Genomic DNA, 21,323 nt, shown 5'->3' with positions numbered 1-21,323 from the left:
TCTATCTATATTATATCTTCATTTATAACACTATCACAGCATATCTCGACTTTCCTGTTGCTTACTGGTACTTGCTGGTTGCCTTCAGTCGGGTCAGGGCACGGGATAAGGATGCTCTGGAATGATAGTATTCCTGAATGCTCTGCTTCTGCCGCATCTGCTCCTCGGCACGTTCTTTTGCTTCTCTGGCACGGGCAACGTCAATCTCTTCCGGATGCTCTGCAGTTTCTACCAGAAGCGTCACACGGTTGTTGACGATTTCCACAAAACCCATGCCAACTACTGCATATTCCCAATTTGCAGTAGCTTCCGGCTGAAAACGCATTTCACCCTCATCAATGGCAATGACCATATCTTCATGGTGTGCTAAAATCTCTTTCTGTCCGTCATATTCCGGAACAATCAGAGAACGGCATCTGCCGGCATAGAATACCCGGTTTGCTGCAATTATTTTTAAATAAAATGTATTTCCTGCCATACCTGTACCTCTATTCTAAAGATGATAGCTCCTATGCATTCTGGTGTTCCATCTCTTCTGCTTTACGGATAACGTCTTCTACTGTTCCTACGTTGAAGAATGCATTTTCCGGATACTGATCCATATCACCATCGATGATTGCCTTGAATCCTCGAATGGTTTCAGATAACGGAACGTAAACACCCTTTACGCCGGTAAAGTTCTCTGCTACATGGAACGGCTGTGATAAGAACTTCTGAATCTTTCTTGCACGATATACCAGTAACTTGTCCTCATCTGCCAGCTCTTCCATACCAAGAATTGCGATGATATCCTGTAACTCTTTGTATTTCTGCAGAATCTCCTGTACTTTCCGGGCTACCTGATAATGTTCTTCTCCAACGATGTCTGCCTCTAAGATACGGGATGTAGATTCCAGCGGGTCTACTGCCGGATAAATACCCTGCTCTACAATCTTTCTGGAAAGTACGGTGGTCGCATCCAGATGTGCGAAAGTAGTAGCCGGTGCCGGGTCAGTTAAATCGTCTGCCGGTACATAGACTGCCTGAACGGATGTAACAGAACCGTTCTTTGTAGATGCAATACGCTCCTGCAATTCACCCATTTCAGTTGCCAGTGTCGGCTGATATCCTACTGCGGAAGGCATACGTCCTAACAATGCAGATACCTCAGAACCTGCCTGTGTGAAACGGAAAATATTGTCAATGAAAAGAAGCACATTCTGGTGTTTCTCATCACGGAAATATTCTGCCATGGTAAGTCCGGTCTCAGCCACACGCATACGTGCTCCAGGCGGCTCGTTCATCTGACCGAACACTAAGGCCGTCTTCTCTAATACACCGGATTCCTTCATTTCTGTCCAGAGGTCATTACCCTCACGGGAACGCTCTCCAACACCGGTGAAAATAGAATATCCACCATGCTCTGTTGCAATATTGCTGATTAACTCCTGAATTAATACGGTTTTACCTACTCCGGCTCCACCAAACAATCCAATCTTACCACCTTTTGCATATGGAGCTAAAAGGTCGATAACTTTAATTCCGGTCTCTAAGATTTCTTCTGCCGGATTCTGGTCTTCAAATGCCGGTGGTTCACGATGAATGACCCATTCCGGTGCATCCTTCAGTGGCTCGCCACCATCGATTGCTTCTCCTAATACGTTGAACAGTCTTCCCAGTGTCTGCTCACCGACCGGAGTTTTAATTCCGCTTCCTGTAGCGGTTACTTCCATATCACGGCAAAGTCCCTCACTGGAAGCTAACATAATACAACGTACCGTATGATTTCCGATATGCTGTGCCACTTCCATGATGCACTTCTTATCGCCGTTTTTCACTTCAAGGGCGTCTTTGATTGCCGGCAATTCTTCGTCTTCAAATGAGACATCCACTACCGGGCCTAACACCTGTATGATTTTTCCTGTCTTCATGAAAAAGCCTCCTTATCACTGCCTCTTTTTCCGTTTCTGAGCTTTCGCTCCTGCAATGACCTCGGTTATTTCCTGGGTAATTGCTGCCTGTCTTGCACGATTATATAAGATATCCAGCTCATGGAGCATGTCTTTGGCACTTTTGGTTGCTGCCTCCATTGCCATCATTCTTGCGTTCTGCTCGCAGGAATAAGACTCAACTAACGCTCCATAGATGAAACCAACTACATAATCCGGTACAATTCGATCCATCACCGCCTCCGGAGATGGTTTCAATGCCAGTTCCTCCATCGGAATATCTGCAGGCAGTTTCACGTTAAAACTTGCTTTCTTCAGTGGGAGCAGCTGTCTGATCTGTGTCTCCTCCTGAATCGCATTGACCATGCTGGTATAGATGATATAGACTTCGTCTAACTCTTCTTTCCGGTACAGTTCCAGAAGTTCCTCTGCAATATTTCTTGCACGGTTCAGTGTCGGATTCTGTACGGTATAGTGGAACTGCTTATCAATCTCAATTCCACGCTGTTCAAAATAGTGACGGCCTAACTCACCTAATACAAACAGTTTGTTATTTTTATGTGCTTTCAAATGCTCCTCTGCAAGCTTTAATACATTATGGTTATAGGAGCCTGCCAGACCCTTATCTGCCGTAATAACAATATAACCTACCATCCGTTCTTCCGGCTTTTTCTCTTCGTTGGTCTTAAAATAAATGTCCTCAATATCCGGAAGATGTCTTAAGATTCTGCTCATTTCCGACTGCAGGGTAAAGAAATAAGGTTCTGTGTCAGAAAGCATTTTCTTTGATTTCTTCAGCTTCGAAGAAGAAATCATATACATTGCATTGGTAATCTTCAATGTATCATTGATACTCTTCATCCGATCCTGAATTTCCTTTGCATTTGCCATAACAACACCTGCTCATTCCTATTGATTTCTACTGTCTTCGAATTCTTTTGCAGCCGCAACAATCTTATCGGTCAGTTCATCGGAAAGCACTCTGGTTTCTTCGATTTCCCTGCCGATTTCCGGATGCTTCAAATCCATATATTCAAGAATCTCATTCTGATACTGTTTTACATTCTTTGTTTCTACTTTATCAAATACACCATGGTTTGCCATACACAGTGTCTCTACCTGCTCATGCAGGGAAAGCGGATGGCAGAGTGGCTGTTTTAAAAGCTCCATCAATGCTTTTCCATGCTGTAACTGTGCCTTGGTCATATCATCAAGGTCCGATGCAAACTGGGTAAATACTTCCATCTCACGATACTGTGCCAGGTCGATACGGATACTTCCGGATGCCTTCTTCATTGCCTTGGTCTGTGCAGCACCACCGACACGGGATACGGACAAACCAACGTTGACTGCCGGACGCATACCTGAGAAGAAAAGGTTACTCTCTAAGAAAATCTGTCCGTCTGTAATGGAAATGACGTTGGTCGGAATATATGCGGATACATCTCCTGCCTGTGTCTCAATGATTGGCAGTGCGGTAATGGAACCTCCGCCCAATTCTTCACTTAAACGGCTGGAACGCTCTAACAATCTGGAATGTAAGTAGAATACATCACCAGGATAAGCTTCACGTCCCGGAGAACGCTCTAACAGCAGAGAGATTGCACGATATGCTACCGCATGTTTGGATAAATCATCATATACGATTAACACATCTTTTCCCTGATGCATAAAGTATTCTGCCATTGCAGTTCCTGCATATGGTGCGATGTACTGCATGGATGCAGGATCACTTGCAGTTGAGGAAACCACAATGGAATAATCCATTGCATCATGCTTGGTCAGTGTAGATACGATTTTTGCTACACTGGACGCCTTCTGTCCGATGGCAACATAGATACAGATTACTCCTTTGCCTTTCTGGTTAATGATGGTATCTGTTGCAATGGAGGTCTTTCCGGTCTGACGGTCTCCGATAATTAACTCTCGCTGTCCTCTACCAATTGGGAACATGGAGTCAATGGACAAGATTCCTGTTTCCATTGGTGTATTTACTGATTTACGTTCTACAATGCCCGGTGCTTCCTCTTCGATTGGACGATAATCATCTTCCTTAATCTCGCCCTTTCCATCAATCGGCTCACCTAATGCATTGATAATTCTTCCAACAAAGCCTTCCCCTACCGGGATTCCGGCTTTTTTCCTGGTACGAACCACTTTGGTTCCTTCTTTGATTCCGGTATCACGGCCGAATAAAATAACACCGATTTCATTCTGTCTGATATCCTGTACCATTCCTTTGACACCGTTATCAAATACAACAATTTCACCATACATTGCATGGTCAATTCCGTAAATGGTTGCAATTCCATCACCAACCCAGATTACGGAACCGGTCTCACGACTGGATTCATCCCAGTCAAATTCTTCTATCTCGCTCTGGATAATCGAGATTATGTCTGCAGCACTAATTGCGCCCACAGGCTTCACCTCCCTGTTAATTTTCTTTCCAACTGACGTAAGCGGCCTTCATAGCTTCTGTCATATTCTTTATGATGAACCTTAATGATGTATCCGCCTAAGAGATTCTCATCTTCCTTTTCTGTCAGAACAATCTCACAGTCGGGATATTTCTCTGCAAGAATCTTTCTTGCCTCTGCTTCTTCTTCCGGCTGTGGTGTGCCTGCACAGGTCAGTTCTGCACGCAGGATATGATTCTGTCTGTCCCAATAGAGATAAAATGCATCCAGGATATCCTCTATTTCTCCGATATAACCCAGTCTGCACATCATCTTGGTATAGTTCACAAGCACCTTGGATAATCCGGCATCCTGATAAATTTTCTCTATCACGGCATCCTTCTTATGTATGGAAATCACCGGACTTGTGAGAACCTTAAGCAGTTCCGGTGTAAGCTCATAAAGCTCCCGGAGTTCATCTGCCTCCTGTCTTGTGGCACCCAGCCGATACAATACCTTTGCGTTATTTATTGCTTCCTGTGTCATGAGCATCACCTGTTTTCATAATTTTCCGTGCAGCGATGACTGCCAGTTTGGCAATCTCAGCCTGAGCTGCCTGCTGTGCCTTTTCCTGCTCGTTTGCAATATCTTCCTTGGCTTTTTCTAACATATGCTCAGTCTCTTCCCGGGTCTTCTCTACCGAGCGTGCATGCTCTTCTTCTGCTCTTGCTCTGGCATCAATAATAATCTGGTCTGCCTCCGTTCTTGCATCCGATAAGCGTTCTTCATAATCTGCCTTTAATTTTCTGGCATCTTCTTCGCTTTTCTTTGCATCGTCGAACTGCTTCTTTACCATTTCTTCTCTTGCCTCAATCACATTCATGACTCTCTGATAAAGAAATTTACGAAAGACTACATATAATACCAGCAGATTTACAACGGTCCATAAAATATTCCAAAAATTAATGCTAAGCATTTCCCGTACCTGCCTTTCTATAATCTTTCTTTATTATTTTAAGAAGAGGATGATTAACAATGCGATAACGAATCCGTAAATAGCAGTTGCCTCTGCCAATGCACATCCAAGAAGAAGTGATTTGCTGATTTTGCTCTCTGCTTCCGGCTGTCTTGCAATTGCATCTACTGCGGATGATGTTGCTTTTCCAATTCCAAGTCCTGCTCCAATACCTGTTAATACTGCGATACCTGCTCCGATTGCTACTAATAATGTTGATGACATAATATGCACTCCTTTTCTTTTCTACTTTTTTGTTTCTCTTTTTGTTTTTTTCTTCCCTATTCGGTTGCTTCTTTGACGAACAATGCGGTCAGAAATACGAATACATATGCCTGAATCAATCCGTCAAAAATGTCAAAATAACAGCTAAATACTGCTGGCAGAATTGCCGGTACTACCATTTTCAGCAATTCCATAATGACAAATGAACCTAATACATTTCCAAAAAGTCGCATACACAGCGACAATGGTTTGATAAAGACCTCCAGAATATTGATTGGAAGTACTACCGGCATCGGCTCTGCAAAACTCTTAAGCCAGCCCTTCGTTCCTTTCCTGCGGATACCCGCCATCTCAATCAATATGATACTCATCAGGGACAATGCTGCAGTAACATTCATATCCTTAGTCGGTGGTTTAAATCCCAGCAGACCGATTAAGTTGGCAATTCCGATATAGATTGCCACCGTCATAAGATAAGGAATATACTGCTTTCCATTCTCACCTATGGTATCCCGGAAGAAGTTATTCAACCCGTTTACAGCCGTTTCCAGAATAATCTGTCTGCGTCCCGGATGTTCCACACTTAAGTTCCTGGTCAGGAGTATGCACAGCACAATAACTACTGCCATGATAATCCAGGTTACTACTACGGATTCATAAATGGGAATGCCTCCGAAAATCGGAATTGTAAATACCGTTTCACAGTTCAATTCTTCCATCAGGCTATTTACCAGAGCATCCATCTGTCTCACTTCCTTCTGCTGCTCTAAGGCATTTTTAAATCGTTAAAATTCTAACAAGAAAAAAATGCAAACGCAACCGTTTTCTTTCTGCAAAAATAGGTCTGACCATTTGCCGTTTTTTCGTGTAAATATTCCATATTCTTCTGCAATTTTTGCCAGTTTTTTGGTTGTTTTTTTATGCAATTTGTACACTTGCGTCAATTTGTATATTTTGGCATTAAAAAAATGCAGAAATTTCCTGTTTTTTCACAAACATTTTCTGCATTTTTCTTATTCTTTATAGACTTTATACAATTTTAATCATTAAGCTTACTTCACCAGAATTCCGTGGTGTTCCTCCATATAACCGCCGAAAATGGCATTCTTATAGCCTAATTTCTTAAATGCTTTTACCGCCTTTTCGGACCGGTAGCTGTAACTTCCTATAATATAAAAAGATTTTTCCTTATCCGGAAATCTCCGCAAAATACGGTCTTCCGTTATCTTGTCCAGCGGAATATTCTTTGTTCCTGCCACATGTCCTTTCTGGTAATCTTCCTTTGCCCGGCAGTCAATTATAATTGCATTTTCCGAAGTATGCGCTGCATTGATTGCTTCATTTACAGTCAGACGTTTCTTAAAAATACCCATTCTTCTGTTCCCTTCTTCTTTTGTTATGCTTTTGCCTGCATATAAATCCGGATGTTTTCTTCTAATAAATCCAGATCCACCGGTTTGGCAATGTGTGCATCCATCCCTGCTTCCATACAGGTCCGGATATCTTCCGCAAAGGCATTGGCAGTCATGGCAAAAATCGGTATTTTCGCTGCTTCCTTCTTCTTAAGTCTCCGGATTTCTTTCGTTGCATCATAGCCATTCATAACAGGCATCTTAATATCCATTAAAATAATATTATATCGTCCTTCCTCCGCTCTTGCAAACATTTCTACGGCTTCCTTGCCATTTACTGCCCGGTCACAGTCTGCACCTTCCATTTTTAACAGTTCTTCCAATATTTCTGCATTTAAATCATTATCATCTACTATCAGAAAACGCATTCCTTTTAATGTCATTTTCTCTTTTTCTGTTGCTTGTCCTTTTCCCTGCAATTGCTGCTCTTTTCTTGCCTGTTCGATGCACCGTTTAAAATTTGTCACAAAAAACGGCTTGCTTAAAATACTTTGAATTCCAGCATAACCCGCTGCTTCTTCTATCTCCTTACAATCATAGGCAAAAAGCAGTAATACTGTTTTCTCTCCCAGAATCCGATGCAATTTTTCTGCTGTAGTAACACCATCCATTCCCGGCATCTTCCAGTCTATAATTACAACATCCCAACTCTTTGTTTTTCCAGTTTCTACCATCTGTTCTGCCATATGAACCGCCATTTCGCCGGAATCTGCTGTCTGCACATCAATCCCAAACGGATGCAGCGTATCCATAATATATCTTCCTGATTCACTCTCATCATCAACCACCAGTACCTGGCTTATCTTCTGCAGTTTCCACCAGTTAACCTTCTCCTGGTACTTTATTTTCCGGAAATTCAAAATCACCTCAAAAGTAGTTCCTTTTCCAAGCTTACTCTCCACATGAATGCTTCCACCCATTAACTCCACCAGACTCTTGGCAATTGGCATTCCAAGACCCGTTCCGGAAACCGGATTAACAGTGCTTTGCACTTCCCGGCTGAATGGGTCAAAAAGATTCTTAAGATACTCTTCACCCATCCCCTGTCCATTATCACTGATCCGGAACTGATACTGTGCAAAGTTTCCCTTTTTCTTTGGTACTTCTGTAATATCAAATACTATCTTACCGCCCTTTGGGGTATATTTTACTGCATTGGATAAAATGTTCAGCAGTATCTGCTTCAGACGTAATTTATCTGCTTCCACTTCTTCTGTTTCTATCCGATGTACATGAATCATGAATTCCTGCCTCTTCTCTCTGGTCTGTGAACGGATGATCATATCCAGTTCTTCCACCAGTTCAGCAATATTCGTGTTCGTAATATTAAGGACCGTTTTACCGGCCTCAATCTTCGACATATCAAGGACATCATTAATGAGTCCAAGCAGATGTTCCCCTGAATAAGTCAGTTTTCTTGCATATTCCCGGACACAATCCGGATTTTCAGCATCTCTTGAAATCAGTGTAGCCAGTCCCATAACCGCATTTAAAGGAGTCCGCATATCATGGCTCATATTGGATAAAAATACACTTTTCGCTTCATTGGCACGCTCTGCCTCTGCTTTTGCCGTATTTGCAAACTGCACCGTCTCTTCCAATGCAGTATTGACTTCTTCCAGCTTCTCTGCTGCTTCTGCCTGCTGCATTGCATTTCGTCTCGCGTAAGCTACCTTATTCTTTTCATTATAAATCCATAGAATACTGATACCCAGTGCTGCTAACATTGCAATGATAATGCAGGTCACTGTCAGCCAGATATGCAGCATCATAATCTGATAATCTGCCAGTACATTCTGCACAATCGTACTGTCCACTTCACAGGCTATCATATACTGTGTTCCTTTTAATGCACGATACGAAAAATAGTCGGACTCATTTTCACGTTCCAGGGTTATACACCCGGAGCTGCGTTCTGCATAGTCCGACTTCACTTTTTCATAATCTTTCTTATTCATAATCTTTTGTTCATGGTAACTATCAAACAGATTATAATTTATGGTTACTTCACCCGGCTCATTATTAATGCTTGCGTATGCCACTTCTCCGTTTTCATCCATGACATAGATATTAGCCTGTCCGTTATAAGCAGACGTTACAAAAAGATCGTTAATAATCTGTGGTCGGAAGAGAAATGCAATTGCTTCATATTCTTCCCCATTGACCAAAAAAGAATCTACTGATTTTGCAATTATAAAGATTTCCTCTCCATCCTTCCAGGTGCAGTACTGGGCAATTCCTTTATTCTCACCAAATAATTCCGACAATCCATCCTGCATCTGTATCCTGCCATTCAGTCCACGCATGCACAGATATTCACCTTCATCATTGACAAAGACAATATCCCGCACCATATTACTTTCCATAGAGTCAAAATAGTTCTGGTAATCTTTCAGTTCTGCTTCCCTTTCCCCATCCCCGAACATATATTTTTCAATAGAATCTATCTGTTCATAAGTAATCTCCAAACGGTTCCGGTAAGCACGCTCCATCTGTTCCATCAGTTCAGATAAACTCTGTTTGCTATTCTTATCAATGTATTGGTTTGAACCCCCAAGGTCTTTTGACATCCATCCAAATATCAAAGCCATAACCACAATACATACAATTAATACCGTAAAAACCTTTTTTTCCTGCTTTTCCTTTTTCATCCCGCATAATACCTTCCAATCTGTTTCAGCTTATCAGACTGGTTCCTGCAAATTTTGTCGAAAAAACAAGATGTCTCTGCCTAATTAAATCTTTCCTGAAGTCCGTTTTTCCCTTAAGTCCTCTACCAGCGCATAAACCTCCGGTCTCCGTTCCTTCAGATGTTCGTCTAACGCATGCCGGCGTTCTTTAAAGCGCTCTGCCAGTTCCGGATGTTCCTTTGCAATACGCTCATGTACTTCCCGTCGATGTTCCTCTAACCGCATAGCCAGCGTTCTTTCATCTTTACCGGAAATATTAACAATCTCTTTCAAATGTTCCTCTAAATGCTCCAGCCACTCATCTTCGTCCAGTTCTTCCATATGGGACCAGCTTCCATGTAACAGCTTTTCCACATCTCCTGTCTTTTTCAGCTGTTCTATCTGTGCCACAATCTGCCGCTCTATAGCATCTTCAGTTTCCGAACCAAATGCCCAGACAAATTCCTGCACCCGGTTATCCGCCCGCTTTCTTGAGGCACTGCGCTGTCTATTGTCTACACCGCCCTCCAGCGGATAAGGACGTTCATAACCCATATCCTTTAAAGCAATATGTATTGTTCTTCTTGCGCTGCCCTCTTCTATGATGTGTCCCAGACCAAGCTTTCGCATCTGTTCATTCAAATCTGCAATATGTTCTGTAATATAAAAACAGATACCACGTTTCTTAAGACCCTGATACAGCATTTCCAACTGATCCGCCGCTGTAATGTCCATGGAGCCGATAGCACTGGCATCTAAAATGACTGCCTTCGTATCCTCTTTTATATTGTCTTCAATGTCCCGCTTTAACATCTGCACATTAGCAAAAAAGAGATTACTGCTGAACCGGTATATCAGAACGCCTTCTATCGCATGTATCTGATGACTTTCTTTTAAATCCCGGAAATGGCGATGTCCCGGCTGGATTCCAAGAAAACATCTTGATGGCTTGGCAGTACGGATAATCATCTCAGTAAAGGAAAGTATAATGCCAATCAAAACACCATTGATGGTTCCAAGCATCAGCACGCCAAAGAATGCTCCTAAGAAAATGAAGAATTCTGTACGGCTGACCTTCAACAATCTTGCTGCAAGCTCAAATTCCGTTGCCCCAAGTAATGCAGAAATTACAATTGCCGTCAGCATCGGAATCGGAAGATAGCCGATAAATCCGGTTCCGCAAAGCAGCAATACCAGCATGGATAAACCGGCTATGATTCCGGTCAGCTGTGTCTTACTCTGATACTGTTCTCCCATTGCAGTTCTTGAAACAGAGCCATTAATAGGACAGCAGCCTGTAAATGCTGCCAGGAAATTTCCCATGGAGAATGCAAAAATTTCCTGATTATCATTCATTCGATATCCATTCTTCTGTGCGAAATTATTTTCTGCCAGAAGCGTTTCTGCCATAATGACCACTGCCACCGAAAGGCTGATAGTTACCACCTCTTTCATCGGAAGCATGCGGATATCCGGAATCACAAACTGTGGAAGTCCCGGTTCTACTGCAGACAGCGTCTGGATTCCCCATTCCCTCACCGGAAAAAATTTTGTCATTACTGCTCCTGCTGCCATTAAAAGCACTGCCATTGGAAATTTCGGCATTACTTTCTTTGATACAAGAAGTATCAGAAGGGAAATGCCGCCTAAAATCAGGGATGGCAGATTCACCTTCGTCTGCCCGATATGCTCCACCAGCTCAATGAGTTCTCCAACGCCGGCGGTACCGCCCATTAACTTTGGTACCTGCATCAGAATAATCGTGGTGCAGATTCCGGTAATAAATCCACCCATAACCGGTGCCGAAATATAGTTCACCAGTTTTCCCGCTTTCATAAAATAAAACGCCAATAACCAGACTGCCACAAAGAAAGTAAGTACCGGCACTGCTGCAATTGCTTCACTGCTTCCACTCTCAATACCAAGTCCCACCAGTGCCGAACCGATTAAGGCTGCCGGTGCCGCATCTACGCCAAAAATAAACTGTGGTGAAGTCGAACACAGTGCAAATATCAGAATTGGGAAAATGGAACCATATAGACCATAGACTGCCGGAAGTCCTGCAATCTGTGCATAGCCCATAGCTATCGGAATGGAAACTGCCATAATAATAATACCGGCCAGAATATCCTTTGGAAAATTTTTCTTATCATATTTACGAATGGTAGCTGCAAGTTGTATGCGCATATTATCGCTTCTTTCTACTATATTATTTTTTATTATACGGCAAATAAGATGATTGTACAATTCTTTTGGCAGCAGAAAGGACAGGCTCTTTATCCGTGCCTGTCCTTTCTGTTCTGGTTGTTCTAATTATTCTGTTCTGTTTATTCCATTCTGATTATTCTTTTTTATTTCTGATTATTCATTTTCAGTTGCTTTCTTTCTTCTGAAAACAAACATTCCTCCACAACCTGCTGCAATTAATGTCATACAAACTGCAATTGCAGAATTATCACCTGTCTTTGGTTTACCGGATGTCTTTACGGTTGGCTGGCTATTTGCTGTTGTTGATGCATTTGCTGCTGTCCCAGCCGCACCACCGGAAGCTGTACTGTCACTTCCGGAAGTTGTCCCGCCATTTCCGGATGTTGTACCACCATTTCCTGTGGCTGCCGTATCTGCCAGCTTTTCTGTGGTAATAAGATAAGTAGAGCAATGATTCTGTTTTACGGTCAGATATCCTTCTGAATCTACTACTCCCGCATCAATATTTAAAATCGTTCCATTGTCAAATAACCGGCTGTAATATAAGGTCTTTCCGGCATACCGGGTTCCCACAAAAATACGAATCTGTGCTTCTGCCGGAAGCTGACCGGAATAATTATACTTAATCTGTTCAATGAAAATATTCTTATTTACTGCACTTGGAAGTGTGCCCAGCTCACTGTAATCTTTTACAATCTTTACTCCAAAATCATAGCTGGAAACATGATCAACGGCTGACATGGTTCCTTTTCCAAAGGTAAAGGAAAGCTCATCATTGGATTTGATAACAATGTCCTTTGTCTGATTCTCTGCCAATATCTGCCGGAATCCATTGTCGGAAATAGCGGTATCTCCATCTGTTACATCCACTACGCCATTCACTACAACCTGCTTCGGTGTAAAGGAAATCACATCCGCCCCGGAATATACATTGTAAACATTCTCTACTTCTTTTCCTTCAAATTCATAACCAGCCGGTAAGGTATCTTCCGCAAGCGCCATGTTTTCTACAAGTTCTTTCATAACCGGATGTGCTGCGTCCATAAGATATCTGGTTTCCTGTGTATTATAATCCGTATAACTCATAAGAATCGGACAAAGAATCCGGTAAGAATTACCAGCCTCATAATAGGTTCTTCTATAAATAAAGGTGTCTCCCGTATCCTGTTTCTTTACCAGACAGGCATCACTTCCTCCACTTGCCATCGTAGTGGAATAATAAGCTGCTATCTCTCCATTTGCTGTATATGCCGAAATATCCGTAAGCTTATCTTCTACAGTTATTGCTACCTCTGCATCCAGCGTAGTGCATTCCAGCAATTTTTCAATCCGGTAGGTCTTATTTCCGGACATATCGGTTACTTCTGTTATAACAAACCGGCCTTCTTCTCCGGTTTTTGTATACACATCACTCTGAACCGGACTGATATCAGTTCCAAAATAACCACCATATACCTGAATCATTTCAAAAGGATGCTCTGCCTGAATCTTCATGTCATTAACCTGTCCCTTTGCCACAATCGGTGATGACGTATAATTCCAGGATGAACCAAACGGACATCCGTCAGTTCCGCGATATACCGTTACTGTACTGTCCCCGGAAACCGTCAGCAGCGACTTGCCGCCTTCTGCAAATAATTCAATACCATCCGGGTTCTTTCTGTTTTCATTGACGGTAAGGCTTCCGGAACCGCAGATTGTCAGGGAGCCGCCCCAGCCGCCATGCCAGATTCCAAGATTCTGCAGCTTATTACTGCCTACCAGATTCAATTTAAAATCGTCTCCCATCATGTTGGTATAAAGTGCAACATCCGGATGGTCATAATTGGTTAAGGTCAGCGTATTGCTTGTCTGGTCATAAGACGCTCCGTCCACTGTATTTTTCTCATTGGTGGAAAATACAACCGTATCATTCAATTGAATATTGGCAAATGCAAACTCTCCTTCCATGCATGGTCCATTTGATGCCTGCACCGGAATCATGGACGGAACCATCATCAGGGATGCTGCCAGTGCCACTGCACCAATACATTTTAAAGCACGTTTCAATTTCATAAATCTATCCTTCCTTTCTTCGTATTATAAAAACACTATAAAGAAAACGATAGATTCTGTGCAGTCTACATCCGTTTCAAAATATGAGAAATTTATCTCACCCAGCTTTTTTGCAGCATTTCAAGCTACTAATCCTGCTTGCCTAATGAAGTCTTTCTTAATGCTGCCGCAATAATAAATGCATACACTCCACCAATCAGTGCGGTAACTACCTGAGTCAGTGAGAACTGAAGCTGCAATACCCTTAACATTGGTGCCATTTTCTCCGGAAGCATATTGGGTAAAATAATCAGGGAAATTACAACTCCCATAAATAATCCTTTTAAGATAGAGCCGATTACAATAGAAACCGGGAATCCTGCTTTACTACCAAACTTACCCTTAAGCAACGCTACACAAAGCACCAGGATGACATTTCCTGCCATAATGCATGGGAACATCGCCGGAATGGCTGCCATTACCGGGCTTCCGGTAATAAAGAATGCCGTAACCGGTGTAATGATACTTAAAATAATTCCGCATGCCAGTCCCGCATATAATACGGTTAAAATTAATGCTGCATTGATAATCGGACCTGTTATGTATACACTTAAGTTCTTAAAGAACTGACTTGCAATACAGATTGCAAGCATAATTGCAGTAACTGTAATTTGTCTGGTTTTCATTTTCATGATGTCTTTCTCCTCCTGTGCATCTATATTCGTAGGAACTGACCTGTTCCATACCAACGCAATCATACTCCAATGAAAGCTAGAATGCAACCGGATGATTTTCATCTACGATTCTGTAAACCATTTTTATAATTGTTCCAGTGTGCTCTTTACACTATTTGCGGCACTTAAAATCACATTGGACGATGCTGCAATCTCCTCTGTTGCAGCGGCAAGATTCTGAATCCGGTTGCCGGTATCATTTACAACATTTGCCAGCTCATCCGCATCTTTGATAATCTCCACAATGGATTCTTTTACCTTTGCCTGGCTCTCTGTACTCCGGGATGCCGTATCCTTGGAATTCATAGCCAGTTTATTTATCTCATCTGCAACTACTGCAAAACCTCTTCCTGCTTCTCCGGCACGGGCTGCTTCGATATTGGCATTCAATGCCAGAAGGTTCGTCTGTGCAGCAATGGAGACTACTTCCTGATTATTCTCTGCCATAGATTCCAACAGCATATCAATCTCCTGCATTCTGCCAGTCAGCTTCTCACAGAATTCAGACACATTACCAATTTCCTCGGATACTGCACTGCATTCCGTCGCATTGCTTTCGTTTCCATTCACCATATCATCCACAGAATCATAGAGTGATACAAACAAGTCATTGACTGTCTCCACCGTTGTTTTAATATTTTCCTGCTGTTTCTCCATTGCATCTTTTTCTGCCTTGATTTCATCAGCAAGTTCTAATGCTCTCTTCTTCTCTTCCTCTACGATATCCTTTACAAAATGAATACAATTTTCCTTCTTATTGAAGCCATTATAAATAGCAAATGCCATCTTTTCACAGCTTTCATAGCCACAGCATTCGCAGTCAATGCATCTTGCTTCCTTCGTCTTCTTGCCCATCTCATCATAAATCTGATTCAGTTCCTCTGTAGACGGAAGTTTATAATTACACTCTTCGGAGTGGTCTGTATATTTTCTAAGATAATTCTCCAGTTTTAATTTTGAGAACTGCTTATTTAATTTTGCAAGCCGCTGTGCCGGAGTCAGTTTTCTTGACCAGGCACTGTTCTTCGTATTCTTCTTACAGTTCTCCTGTATCTGATGGATATTATATAAAGCTGTATCTGTTCTTGCAATTTCCTCTTCGACACCGGTTCCATAAATACAACCCATGCCACAGTTTAATGCGTCAATGAATAATTCCTTATTCATGCCCTTTGCAATTTCTTCCTTATGCTCCTCTAAATAACAATATGTGTGCTTCTCTCCTTCTATCTGGCGTATATATACATCGTCCCCTAAGAACCAGTATACATTTTCCTTTAAGCCACCCGGCATCGGATAGATGGAACCAAGTCCATATTCAATTTCATCACTGGCAAATGTGCCTGATATATTATGTTCTCTTACATATTTCATCAAATGATCAAATGTCACATTATACGATACATAGCCTTCTGTATCCGGGTCATGAATCTCTGACCATTTTGCAACACATGGACTGATAAATGCCAGTTTATCCGTAATTCCCATCTCCTGTTTTGCATAAATTGCGCTGCACATCATCGGACTGTGTACCGGGAATAACTTTGGAAGAAGCTCCGGTAAGTAGTGTTCAATGTATCCCACAATTGCCGGACATGGCTGGGAAATTCCACCGGTAAAGTTGTATTTCTTTACATAATTAAGATATCCCCAGGTTGTAATGTCTGCACCGAAAGATACACTGATTATACGGTTCACTCCAAGATTCTTTAATCCTCCCAATACCCTCTCATAATCTCCAGGATAATTTGCCTTGAACGCCGGAGCTAATAGTATGGATATTTTCTCACCTTTTGCAAGGTCTGCAAAGAATTGCTCCGTATCATCTTCAAACTCTCTTGCACCATGCTTGCAGGCATCCATACATGCGCCACAACCAATACACTTTGCCGGATCTACCTGAATCCGCTCTGTTCCATCTTCTTCTGTTACTGCCACACATGCCCCCGGGCAAGGACACACGCGAATACATTTGTTACACCCAATACAGCTGTCATTGGTAAAAACCAGACTCATTTCAAGCACCACCCTTTACTTATACTTATACTCATACATTACCTTTTTCAATTTCAACAAATAATATCCCATATTTGTCTATTCGTTAATAATATTATTTCTCAGCAAAATTGTCAAATATTCACACTTTCTCACAGGATTTATTCTTACGATTTTTGTCAATTTTCGACAATTTTTGTGCAAAAAAATAATCTTTGCAGCTATTGTCCGATAGAAGTTCGCAGCTACTTCATCAGAAAATGCTCCCGCTCAGGGTATTGCTGGCGGAATGCTTCCAACGCAGCTTTCTGCAAAACAGCAAATTCTCTGTCCATATGAAATTTATGTGGCATTGTAAATGCAATTGCACTTATCTGCTCTGCAATTTTTTTAGCAATTCCTTCCTCTGACAACTGTCCCATTCCAAATACGAAAGAGGTGAATCCTCTTCCCTTTTTACTCACATCCATAAATGTAAGAAACGTATTTTTTAGTTCTGCCTGAAGTATCTCCTGTTCCACCCGGTTTCGATTTTCTACATCCAGAAGATATAACCCATTTATGATTTCTACTGCCTGTTTCTTCCGCTGTCCCGAAAAATCTACTCCGGTACTTTCCGAAAGATATTTCATCTGCATCAGATAACCAATAAAGGTATCCTCTTTCTTTTTCTTCTTTCCATATCGTGCATATAAAAGCTGCTCCCGGAAAGTGTCTCCTTCTGTCTGTTCCGTGCACCCATGCTTCTGCCATAGTTCCATTCTTTTTCCAGCATTAACTTCCTGATAAAAATCATTCAGCCACTTTGAATCTTCCTGCATAATATTTCCTCTTCGTCACTATTTTATAAAATCTTCAACATTACTGATGTCAACTTTACGATACTGGGATACATAATATTTTTCTTCCTGCAGGCTTTGTACTTCCTGATTTTTTCCATCGTAAATGTCCACTGCAAGCCTTGCCATTTCTTCAGCCTGGTCTTCCTTGTCATTATATACGGTTCCCTGCATGGTTCCATTCTGTATTGCCTCTAATGCATCTTCCAATCCGTCAATGCCAAATATAATCGGCCACTCCTGCCGATTATAACCGGCATCTTTATAAGCTTCAATTGCCCCTAATGCCATTTCATCATTGTTGGAAATAACCATCTCCACTTCGGTCCCATACTGACTGATAATCTGATTCATTCTATTTTCCGCCTGTCCCCTGTTCCAGTCTGCAAACAGGTAGCTCAGTTTTTCCAGATTGATTCCCTGTTCTATCAGTGTCTTTACCGAACTATCTGTACGACTGATGGCATCCTGATGTCCAGCCTCTCCCTCCAGTAAAATATACTGAATTCTCCCATCCTGATTCCTGTCAACCTCAGGATGATTCTTTATATAATCTGCTGCAATTTCTCCCTGCATCTCGCCAGACTGTTTTGCCTCACATCCTACATAGTATAGTTGATTCCACTGCGACAAATCCTCCGGAACCGGTTCTCTGTTAAAGAAAATGACAGGAATATCATGCTGTCTTGCCAGTCTGATAATGGTTGTCGGATCCGTTCGATCAACCAGATTTACACATAAAATATCACACCCGGCATCTATCATTTCTTCGACAATTTCATTCTGGGCTTTCTGATCATTATCTGCACTTCTGACAGATGTTATAATCTTCCGTTCTTCTGTTTCCCGCTTCTTTAACTCTTCCTTCAGTTCATCCACCGTGGCGTTAATAAACGGGTCATCATGCGTATAGGTAACTACACTCACCCTCAGTGTATTTTCTATCCGCTTTGTCTTCTGATTGCATCCGGGCAGCACCAGTATCAGTATTATCAGTGTTACCGTAACCGCCATTGTCCTTCTTCTTGTTCTACTCATATGAATACAAAAACCTTTCCAGATCTTTTGAATACAAATCTTCTTTATTGATTATTCTGACTTCTGTTTTACAACTGTTCATTTTGTAAAAGGAATGCCTTAGCTTTTTTGCAATCTCATTCATACTCTTATACCCCGTCTCATAATCATCCGGTACGACAAGACATTCTATATTCTGATTATCTAATAACACAATTGCTTTTTCACTGCTTCCAACTCCATAAATCTTTGCACCGTGATACTTATTTTCTTCTGCAGCCTCACCCACTTCTTCTAATGCCCAATTGTCCAGAATTACCAGATAATCCACCTGTTTCTTAGATGCAATAATCTCACTGGTGTTCTGGTTTCCCCTGGCATAATTGTACTCCCAGGAAATTTCACAACCACTTCCCTCCAGTCCATCTTTCAACCCTGCAATTCTGTTCACATTTTCCTCTGTCTCTGCCTTTCCAAGAATGACACCGATTTTTTTATTCTCCAGTTGTTCTTCATCATCCTGTATTAACCGCTCCGCAAGCATCTGACCAATCTTATAATTATCCGGTTTTACCGTTGCATAACCAGATGGCTCTTCTGCGTAGGTATCCTCATTAATCAGTATAAACGGTCTCTCTCCCTGCAGCCGGTTTAGCATAGTCTTTGTTTCTTTTCCCGGAGCCGGACAGATTACAAATGCATCTACATTATTCTGCAGTTGTTCATTAATCAGTTCTTCTTCATCCTCCATGCTTTCAATTAAATCTGTATTACAAATGATCAGATGCAGATTATTATTTTCCGCAGACTGTTTTAACCCATTCAGCAATGCATCCCATCTCTTATCTCCGGAATCTTCCACAATAACCGCAACTCTTTTCATAGACTCATTATCTGAAAAAATCCTGATTATAAAAAATGCAGCCAGTACAATAAGCATCAGTTCTGTGAGGATAAAGGTAATCTTATTTTTTTTCATCTTCTACCCTCTCTCTTTTTCTGTTCTGATTTTCAAGTTCTCCACGTTTTTCCTCTGAATAAGGAATTGCTGGGATATGTATTACAGCCTTTGTTCCTTCATCCGGCTCACTGTAAATTTTTAATCCATATTCTTTTCCAAACATCAGTTGTATTCTGGTATGCACATTGATAAGCCCAACTCCCGAACCATGCTTTGGAACTTTTTCACTATTTGTCAGAAGATTATCAACCACTTCCCGGCTCATGCCCATTCCATTGTCCTCTACTGACAGGAAAATATCGTTCCCTTTCTGCTCACCGCGGACAATAATTTTGCCGCCCTCATCTTCATCCATATTTCCTACTCCATAATAAATCGCATTTTCAAGCAATGGCTGTACTACCAGTTTTACAGTACAGCATTCCTCTACGTTTTTATCAATCAGAAATTCCACCTGAAAACGGTCTTTATAACGAATCTGCTGTATATTCATATAACTTTTGCTATGTTGTAATTCTTCCGAAATCCTTATCACTGTTTTTCCTTTTGAAAGACTGATGCGAAGCAGTTTTGCCAGTTCCGAAATCATAAAAACAGCTTCTTCATTCTTATTTGCCTCTACCATCCAGGTGATGGATTCCAGTGTATTATAAAGAAAATGTGGATTAATCTGGCTTTGCAGTGCATCCATTTCACTTTTTCTCCGCTTATTCTGCTGCCGGATAATTTCTTCCATCAATTGTTCTATCTGCTTATATGAATTCTGGACAGAATATGCCAGATGCCTTATCTCCGAAGCACCCCCTATATATATTTCAGTCTTTTCTCCTGTTTCATAAGACTTTACGGATTCATCCAATTTCAAAATCGGTTTTGAAATCTTTTTTGCCATAATTTTATTCACAACAAAAAGCATCATCAGAAGAATAATTGCCGTGGCAATTATATAATACCGGAACTTATTAATGCTTGCCGTCTGCACCCCCTCCGGTACAACTCCTACCAGTTTCCATCCGGTATAAGATAGACTGTTCACTACTATATTACTTTTTACCCCATTCACAGAAATCTCATATGTACCATCTGCATAACCAGCAGCTGTACTGCTATCTTCTGTAAAAAATCCCCTGTCTATTTCTGCTTTTCTTGGGTGATAAAGAATTTCTCCATCATCTGTACATAAATAATAATACGTCTCTCCCGCTGCTTCATTCAGGTTATCTAAAACCTCTTCTATCATGGAATACTTCATATCAACCAGCAATACTCCACTGTCCGGAGTGTCACCATGATTCATATCCACCAGGCTGCTTAAAGACACCACCCAGTTATATTGATATGTCTCATTCCCAAACAAATCCTGAATATGGGGTGTTGATATATGTATATTTTCTATCTCATCTGTAGCACTTTTATACCAGTCCTGCTCTGTTACTTTCTGATTCTTTTCTCTGGTAGCCACTGGTTCTGCTGCAATAATTTTCCCATCACTGTCATAAAGGGCCATACTCTGCAGCTTATCATTATTTACTTCATACAACAGACTGAACTGCCTGCTGAATTCCTGGTCAGAAATATCATATTCCTGTACGATATTATAATTAACAGCATTACAAATCTGTCTCATATTCCGCAATTCATTATTTACCTGATCCACTGTACTCTCTATCCGGCTTTCTGCATTGGAAATTGCTGTTTCTTTTACTGACATTTTAAAACGGCTATAAATCAGTAATCCCATAACTATTGTTGTAACAATGGTCATGGCAGAAAGAACTGTCATAAGCAGTGACTGTATATCCATCCAGGCTGAAATATTCTGCATCATATTTTGAATTATATTCCTTTTTTCGTGCTTTTTCTTTCTGTTTTTTTTCTGATTCATAG

18 protein-coding genes are annotated in these 21,323 nt (G+C 41.4%); all 18 read right to left on the bottom strand.

Annotated elements, in window-relative coordinates; genetic code table 11:
* Window positions 1–61: 61 nt before the first annotated feature.
* The 18 genes from atpC to OCV43_RS00380 all read right to left on the bottom strand — a co-directional run bounded on the left by atpC (window position 62) and on the right by OCV43_RS00380 (window position 21,321).
* Window positions 62–478: an ATP synthase F1 subunit epsilon gene (gene atpC, locus OCV43_RS00465; protein ID WP_022243510.1), complete on the bottom strand. Its 417-nt coding sequence runs from the start codon at window positions 476–478 to the stop codon at window positions 62–64.
* A gap of 31 nt (window positions 479–509) precedes the next feature.
* A complete protein-coding gene (gene atpD, locus OCV43_RS00460; RefSeq protein ID WP_022243511.1) occupies window positions 510–1,910 on the bottom strand; it encodes a F0F1 ATP synthase subunit beta in 1,401 nt (466 codons plus the stop codon).
* A 15-nt stretch (window positions 1,911–1,925) separates the two neighbouring features.
* A complete protein-coding gene (gene atpG, locus OCV43_RS00455; RefSeq protein ID WP_022243512.1) occupies window positions 1,926–2,819 on the bottom strand; it encodes an ATP synthase F1 subunit gamma in 894 nt (297 codons plus the stop codon).
* 18 nt (window positions 2,820–2,837) lie between these two features.
* The gene (atpA, locus tag OCV43_RS00450; RefSeq protein WP_416906615.1) at window positions 2,838–4,358 is read right to left on the bottom strand and encodes a F0F1 ATP synthase subunit alpha; all 1,521 of its coding nucleotides are present in this window, start codon (window positions 4,356–4,358) and stop codon (window positions 2,838–2,840) included.
* Window positions 4,355–4,873 (bottom strand): ATP synthase F1 subunit delta, encoded by a 519-nt coding sequence (gene atpH, locus OCV43_RS00445; protein WP_022243514.1) that lies wholly within the window; start codon window positions 4,871–4,873, stop codon window positions 4,355–4,357. Before atpH ends, atpA begins: the two co-directional genes overlap by 4 nt.
* Window positions 4,851–5,303, bottom strand: coding sequence for a F0F1 ATP synthase subunit B (gene atpF, locus OCV43_RS00440; protein WP_022243515.1), 453 nt, complete (start codon window positions 5,301–5,303; stop codon window positions 4,851–4,853). Before atpF ends, atpH begins: the two co-directional genes overlap by 23 nt.
* Window positions 5,304–5,336: 33 nt before the next feature.
* The gene (atpE, locus tag OCV43_RS00435) at window positions 5,337–5,567 is read right to left on the bottom strand and encodes an ATP synthase F0 subunit C (RefSeq protein ID WP_012743658.1); all 231 of its coding nucleotides are present in this window, start codon (window positions 5,565–5,567) and stop codon (window positions 5,337–5,339) included.
* 56 nt (window positions 5,568–5,623) lie between these two features.
* A complete protein-coding gene (locus tag OCV43_RS00430; protein WP_117698228.1) occupies window positions 5,624–6,310 on the bottom strand; it encodes a F0F1 ATP synthase subunit A in 687 nt (228 codons plus the stop codon).
* Window positions 6,311–6,619: 309 nt separating this feature from the next.
* On the bottom strand, window positions 6,620–6,940 hold the full coding sequence (locus OCV43_RS00425) for a rhodanese-like domain-containing protein (protein WP_022243517.1): 321 nt from the start codon (window positions 6,938–6,940) through the stop codon (window positions 6,620–6,622).
* 23 nt (window positions 6,941–6,963) lie between these two features.
* A complete protein-coding gene (locus OCV43_RS00420; RefSeq protein ID WP_262623132.1) occupies window positions 6,964–9,630 on the bottom strand; it encodes a hybrid sensor histidine kinase/response regulator in 2,667 nt (888 codons plus the stop codon).
* A gap of 84 nt (window positions 9,631–9,714) precedes the next feature.
* Window positions 9,715–11,835: a SulP family inorganic anion transporter gene (locus tag OCV43_RS00415; protein WP_262623131.1), complete on the bottom strand. Its 2,121-nt coding sequence runs from the start codon at window positions 11,833–11,835 to the stop codon at window positions 9,715–9,717.
* Between the two features lie 174 nt (window positions 11,836–12,009).
* On the bottom strand, window positions 12,010–13,911 hold the full coding sequence (locus tag OCV43_RS00410; RefSeq protein WP_262623130.1) for an NPXTG-anchored protein: 1,902 nt from the start codon (window positions 13,909–13,911) through the stop codon (window positions 12,010–12,012).
* A 128-nt stretch (window positions 13,912–14,039) separates the two neighbouring features.
* Window positions 14,040–14,582: an ECF transporter S component gene (locus OCV43_RS00405; protein WP_262623129.1), complete on the bottom strand. Its 543-nt coding sequence runs from the start codon at window positions 14,580–14,582 to the stop codon at window positions 14,040–14,042.
* A 126-nt stretch (window positions 14,583–14,708) separates the two neighbouring features.
* Window positions 14,709–16,640, bottom strand: coding sequence for a [Fe-Fe] hydrogenase large subunit C-terminal domain-containing protein (locus OCV43_RS00400; RefSeq protein WP_262623128.1), 1,932 nt, complete (start codon window positions 16,638–16,640; stop codon window positions 14,709–14,711).
* Between the two features lie 224 nt (window positions 16,641–16,864).
* A complete protein-coding gene (locus tag OCV43_RS00395) occupies window positions 16,865–17,440 on the bottom strand; it encodes a DUF6553 family protein (protein WP_262623127.1) in 576 nt (191 codons plus the stop codon).
* Window positions 17,441–17,458: 18 nt separating this feature from the next.
* Complete coding sequence (locus OCV43_RS00390; RefSeq protein WP_317246650.1) at window positions 17,459–18,472, bottom strand: galactose ABC transporter substrate-binding protein; 1,014 nt, start codon at window positions 18,470–18,472, stop codon at window positions 17,459–17,461.
* A 16-nt stretch (window positions 18,473–18,488) separates the two neighbouring features.
* Window positions 18,489–19,454, bottom strand: coding sequence for a sugar ABC transporter substrate-binding protein (locus OCV43_RS00385; RefSeq protein ID WP_262623125.1), 966 nt, complete (start codon window positions 19,452–19,454; stop codon window positions 18,489–18,491).
* A complete protein-coding gene (locus OCV43_RS00380; RefSeq protein WP_331494949.1) occupies window positions 19,441–21,321 on the bottom strand; it encodes a cache domain-containing sensor histidine kinase in 1,881 nt (626 codons plus the stop codon). Before OCV43_RS00380 ends, OCV43_RS00385 begins: the two co-directional genes overlap by 14 nt.
* Window positions 21,322–21,323 lie beyond the last annotated feature (2 nt).

The sequence above is a fragment of the Roseburia amylophila genome (assembly GCF_025567465.1).
Taxonomy (GTDB): Bacteria; Bacillota; Clostridia; order Lachnospirales; family Lachnospiraceae; genus Roseburia_C; species Roseburia_C amylophila.
The sequence above is the reverse complement of the archived record's forward strand: the minus strand, read 5'-3'. Positions and strand labels throughout refer to the sequence as shown.

Coding starts and splice junctions, on each gene's coding strand:
- atpC (WP_022243510.1), bottom strand. CDS start 478: ATGGCAGGAAATACATTTTATTTAAAAATAATTGCAGCAAACCGGGTA.
- atpD (WP_022243511.1), bottom strand. CDS start 1,910: ATGAAGACAGGAAAAATCATACAGGTGTTAGGCCCGGTAGTGGATGTC.
- atpG (WP_022243512.1), bottom strand. CDS start 2,819: ATGGCAAATGCAAAGGAAATTCAGGATCGGATGAAGAGTATCAATGAT.
- atpH (WP_022243514.1), bottom strand. CDS start 4,873: ATGACACAGGAAGCAATAAATAACGCAAAGGTATTGTATCGGCTGGGT.
- atpF (WP_022243515.1), bottom strand. CDS start 5,303: ATGCTTAGCATTAATTTTTGGAATATTTTATGGACCGTTGTAAATCTG.
- atpE (WP_012743658.1), bottom strand. CDS start 5,567: ATGTCATCAACATTATTAGTAGCAATCGGAGCAGGTATCGCAGTATTA.
- OCV43_RS00430 (WP_117698228.1), bottom strand. CDS start 6,310: ATGGATGCTCTGGTAAATAGCCTGATGGAAGAATTGAACTGTGAAACG.
- OCV43_RS00425 (WP_022243517.1), bottom strand. CDS start 6,940: ATGGGTATTTTTAAGAAACGTCTGACTGTAAATGAAGCAATCAATGCA.
- OCV43_RS00420 (WP_262623132.1), bottom strand. CDS start 9,630: ATGAAAAAGGAAAAGCAGGAAAAAAAGGTTTTTACGGTATTAATTGTA.
- OCV43_RS00415 (WP_262623131.1), bottom strand. CDS start 11,835: ATGCGCATACAACTTGCAGCTACCATTCGTAAATATGATAAGAAAAAT.
- OCV43_RS00410 (WP_262623130.1), bottom strand. CDS start 13,911: ATGAAATTGAAACGTGCTTTAAAATGTATTGGTGCAGTGGCACTGGCA.
- OCV43_RS00405 (WP_262623129.1), bottom strand. CDS start 14,582: ATGAAAATGAAAACCAGACAAATTACAGTTACTGCAATTATGCTTGCA.
- OCV43_RS00400 (WP_262623128.1), bottom strand. CDS start 16,640: ATGAGTCTGGTTTTTACCAATGACAGCTGTATTGGGTGTAACAAATGT.
- OCV43_RS00395 (WP_262623127.1), bottom strand. CDS start 17,440: ATGCAGGAAGATTCAAAGTGGCTGAATGATTTTTATCAGGAAGTTAAT.
- OCV43_RS00390 (WP_317246650.1), bottom strand. CDS start 18,472: ATGGCGGTTACGGTAACACTGATAATACTGATACTGGTGCTGCCCGGA.
- OCV43_RS00385 (WP_262623125.1), bottom strand. CDS start 19,454: ATGAAAAAAAATAAGATTACCTTTATCCTCACAGAACTGATGCTTATT.
- OCV43_RS00380 (WP_331494949.1), bottom strand. CDS start 21,321: ATGAATCAGAAAAAAAACAGAAAGAAAAAGCACGAAAAAAGGAATATA.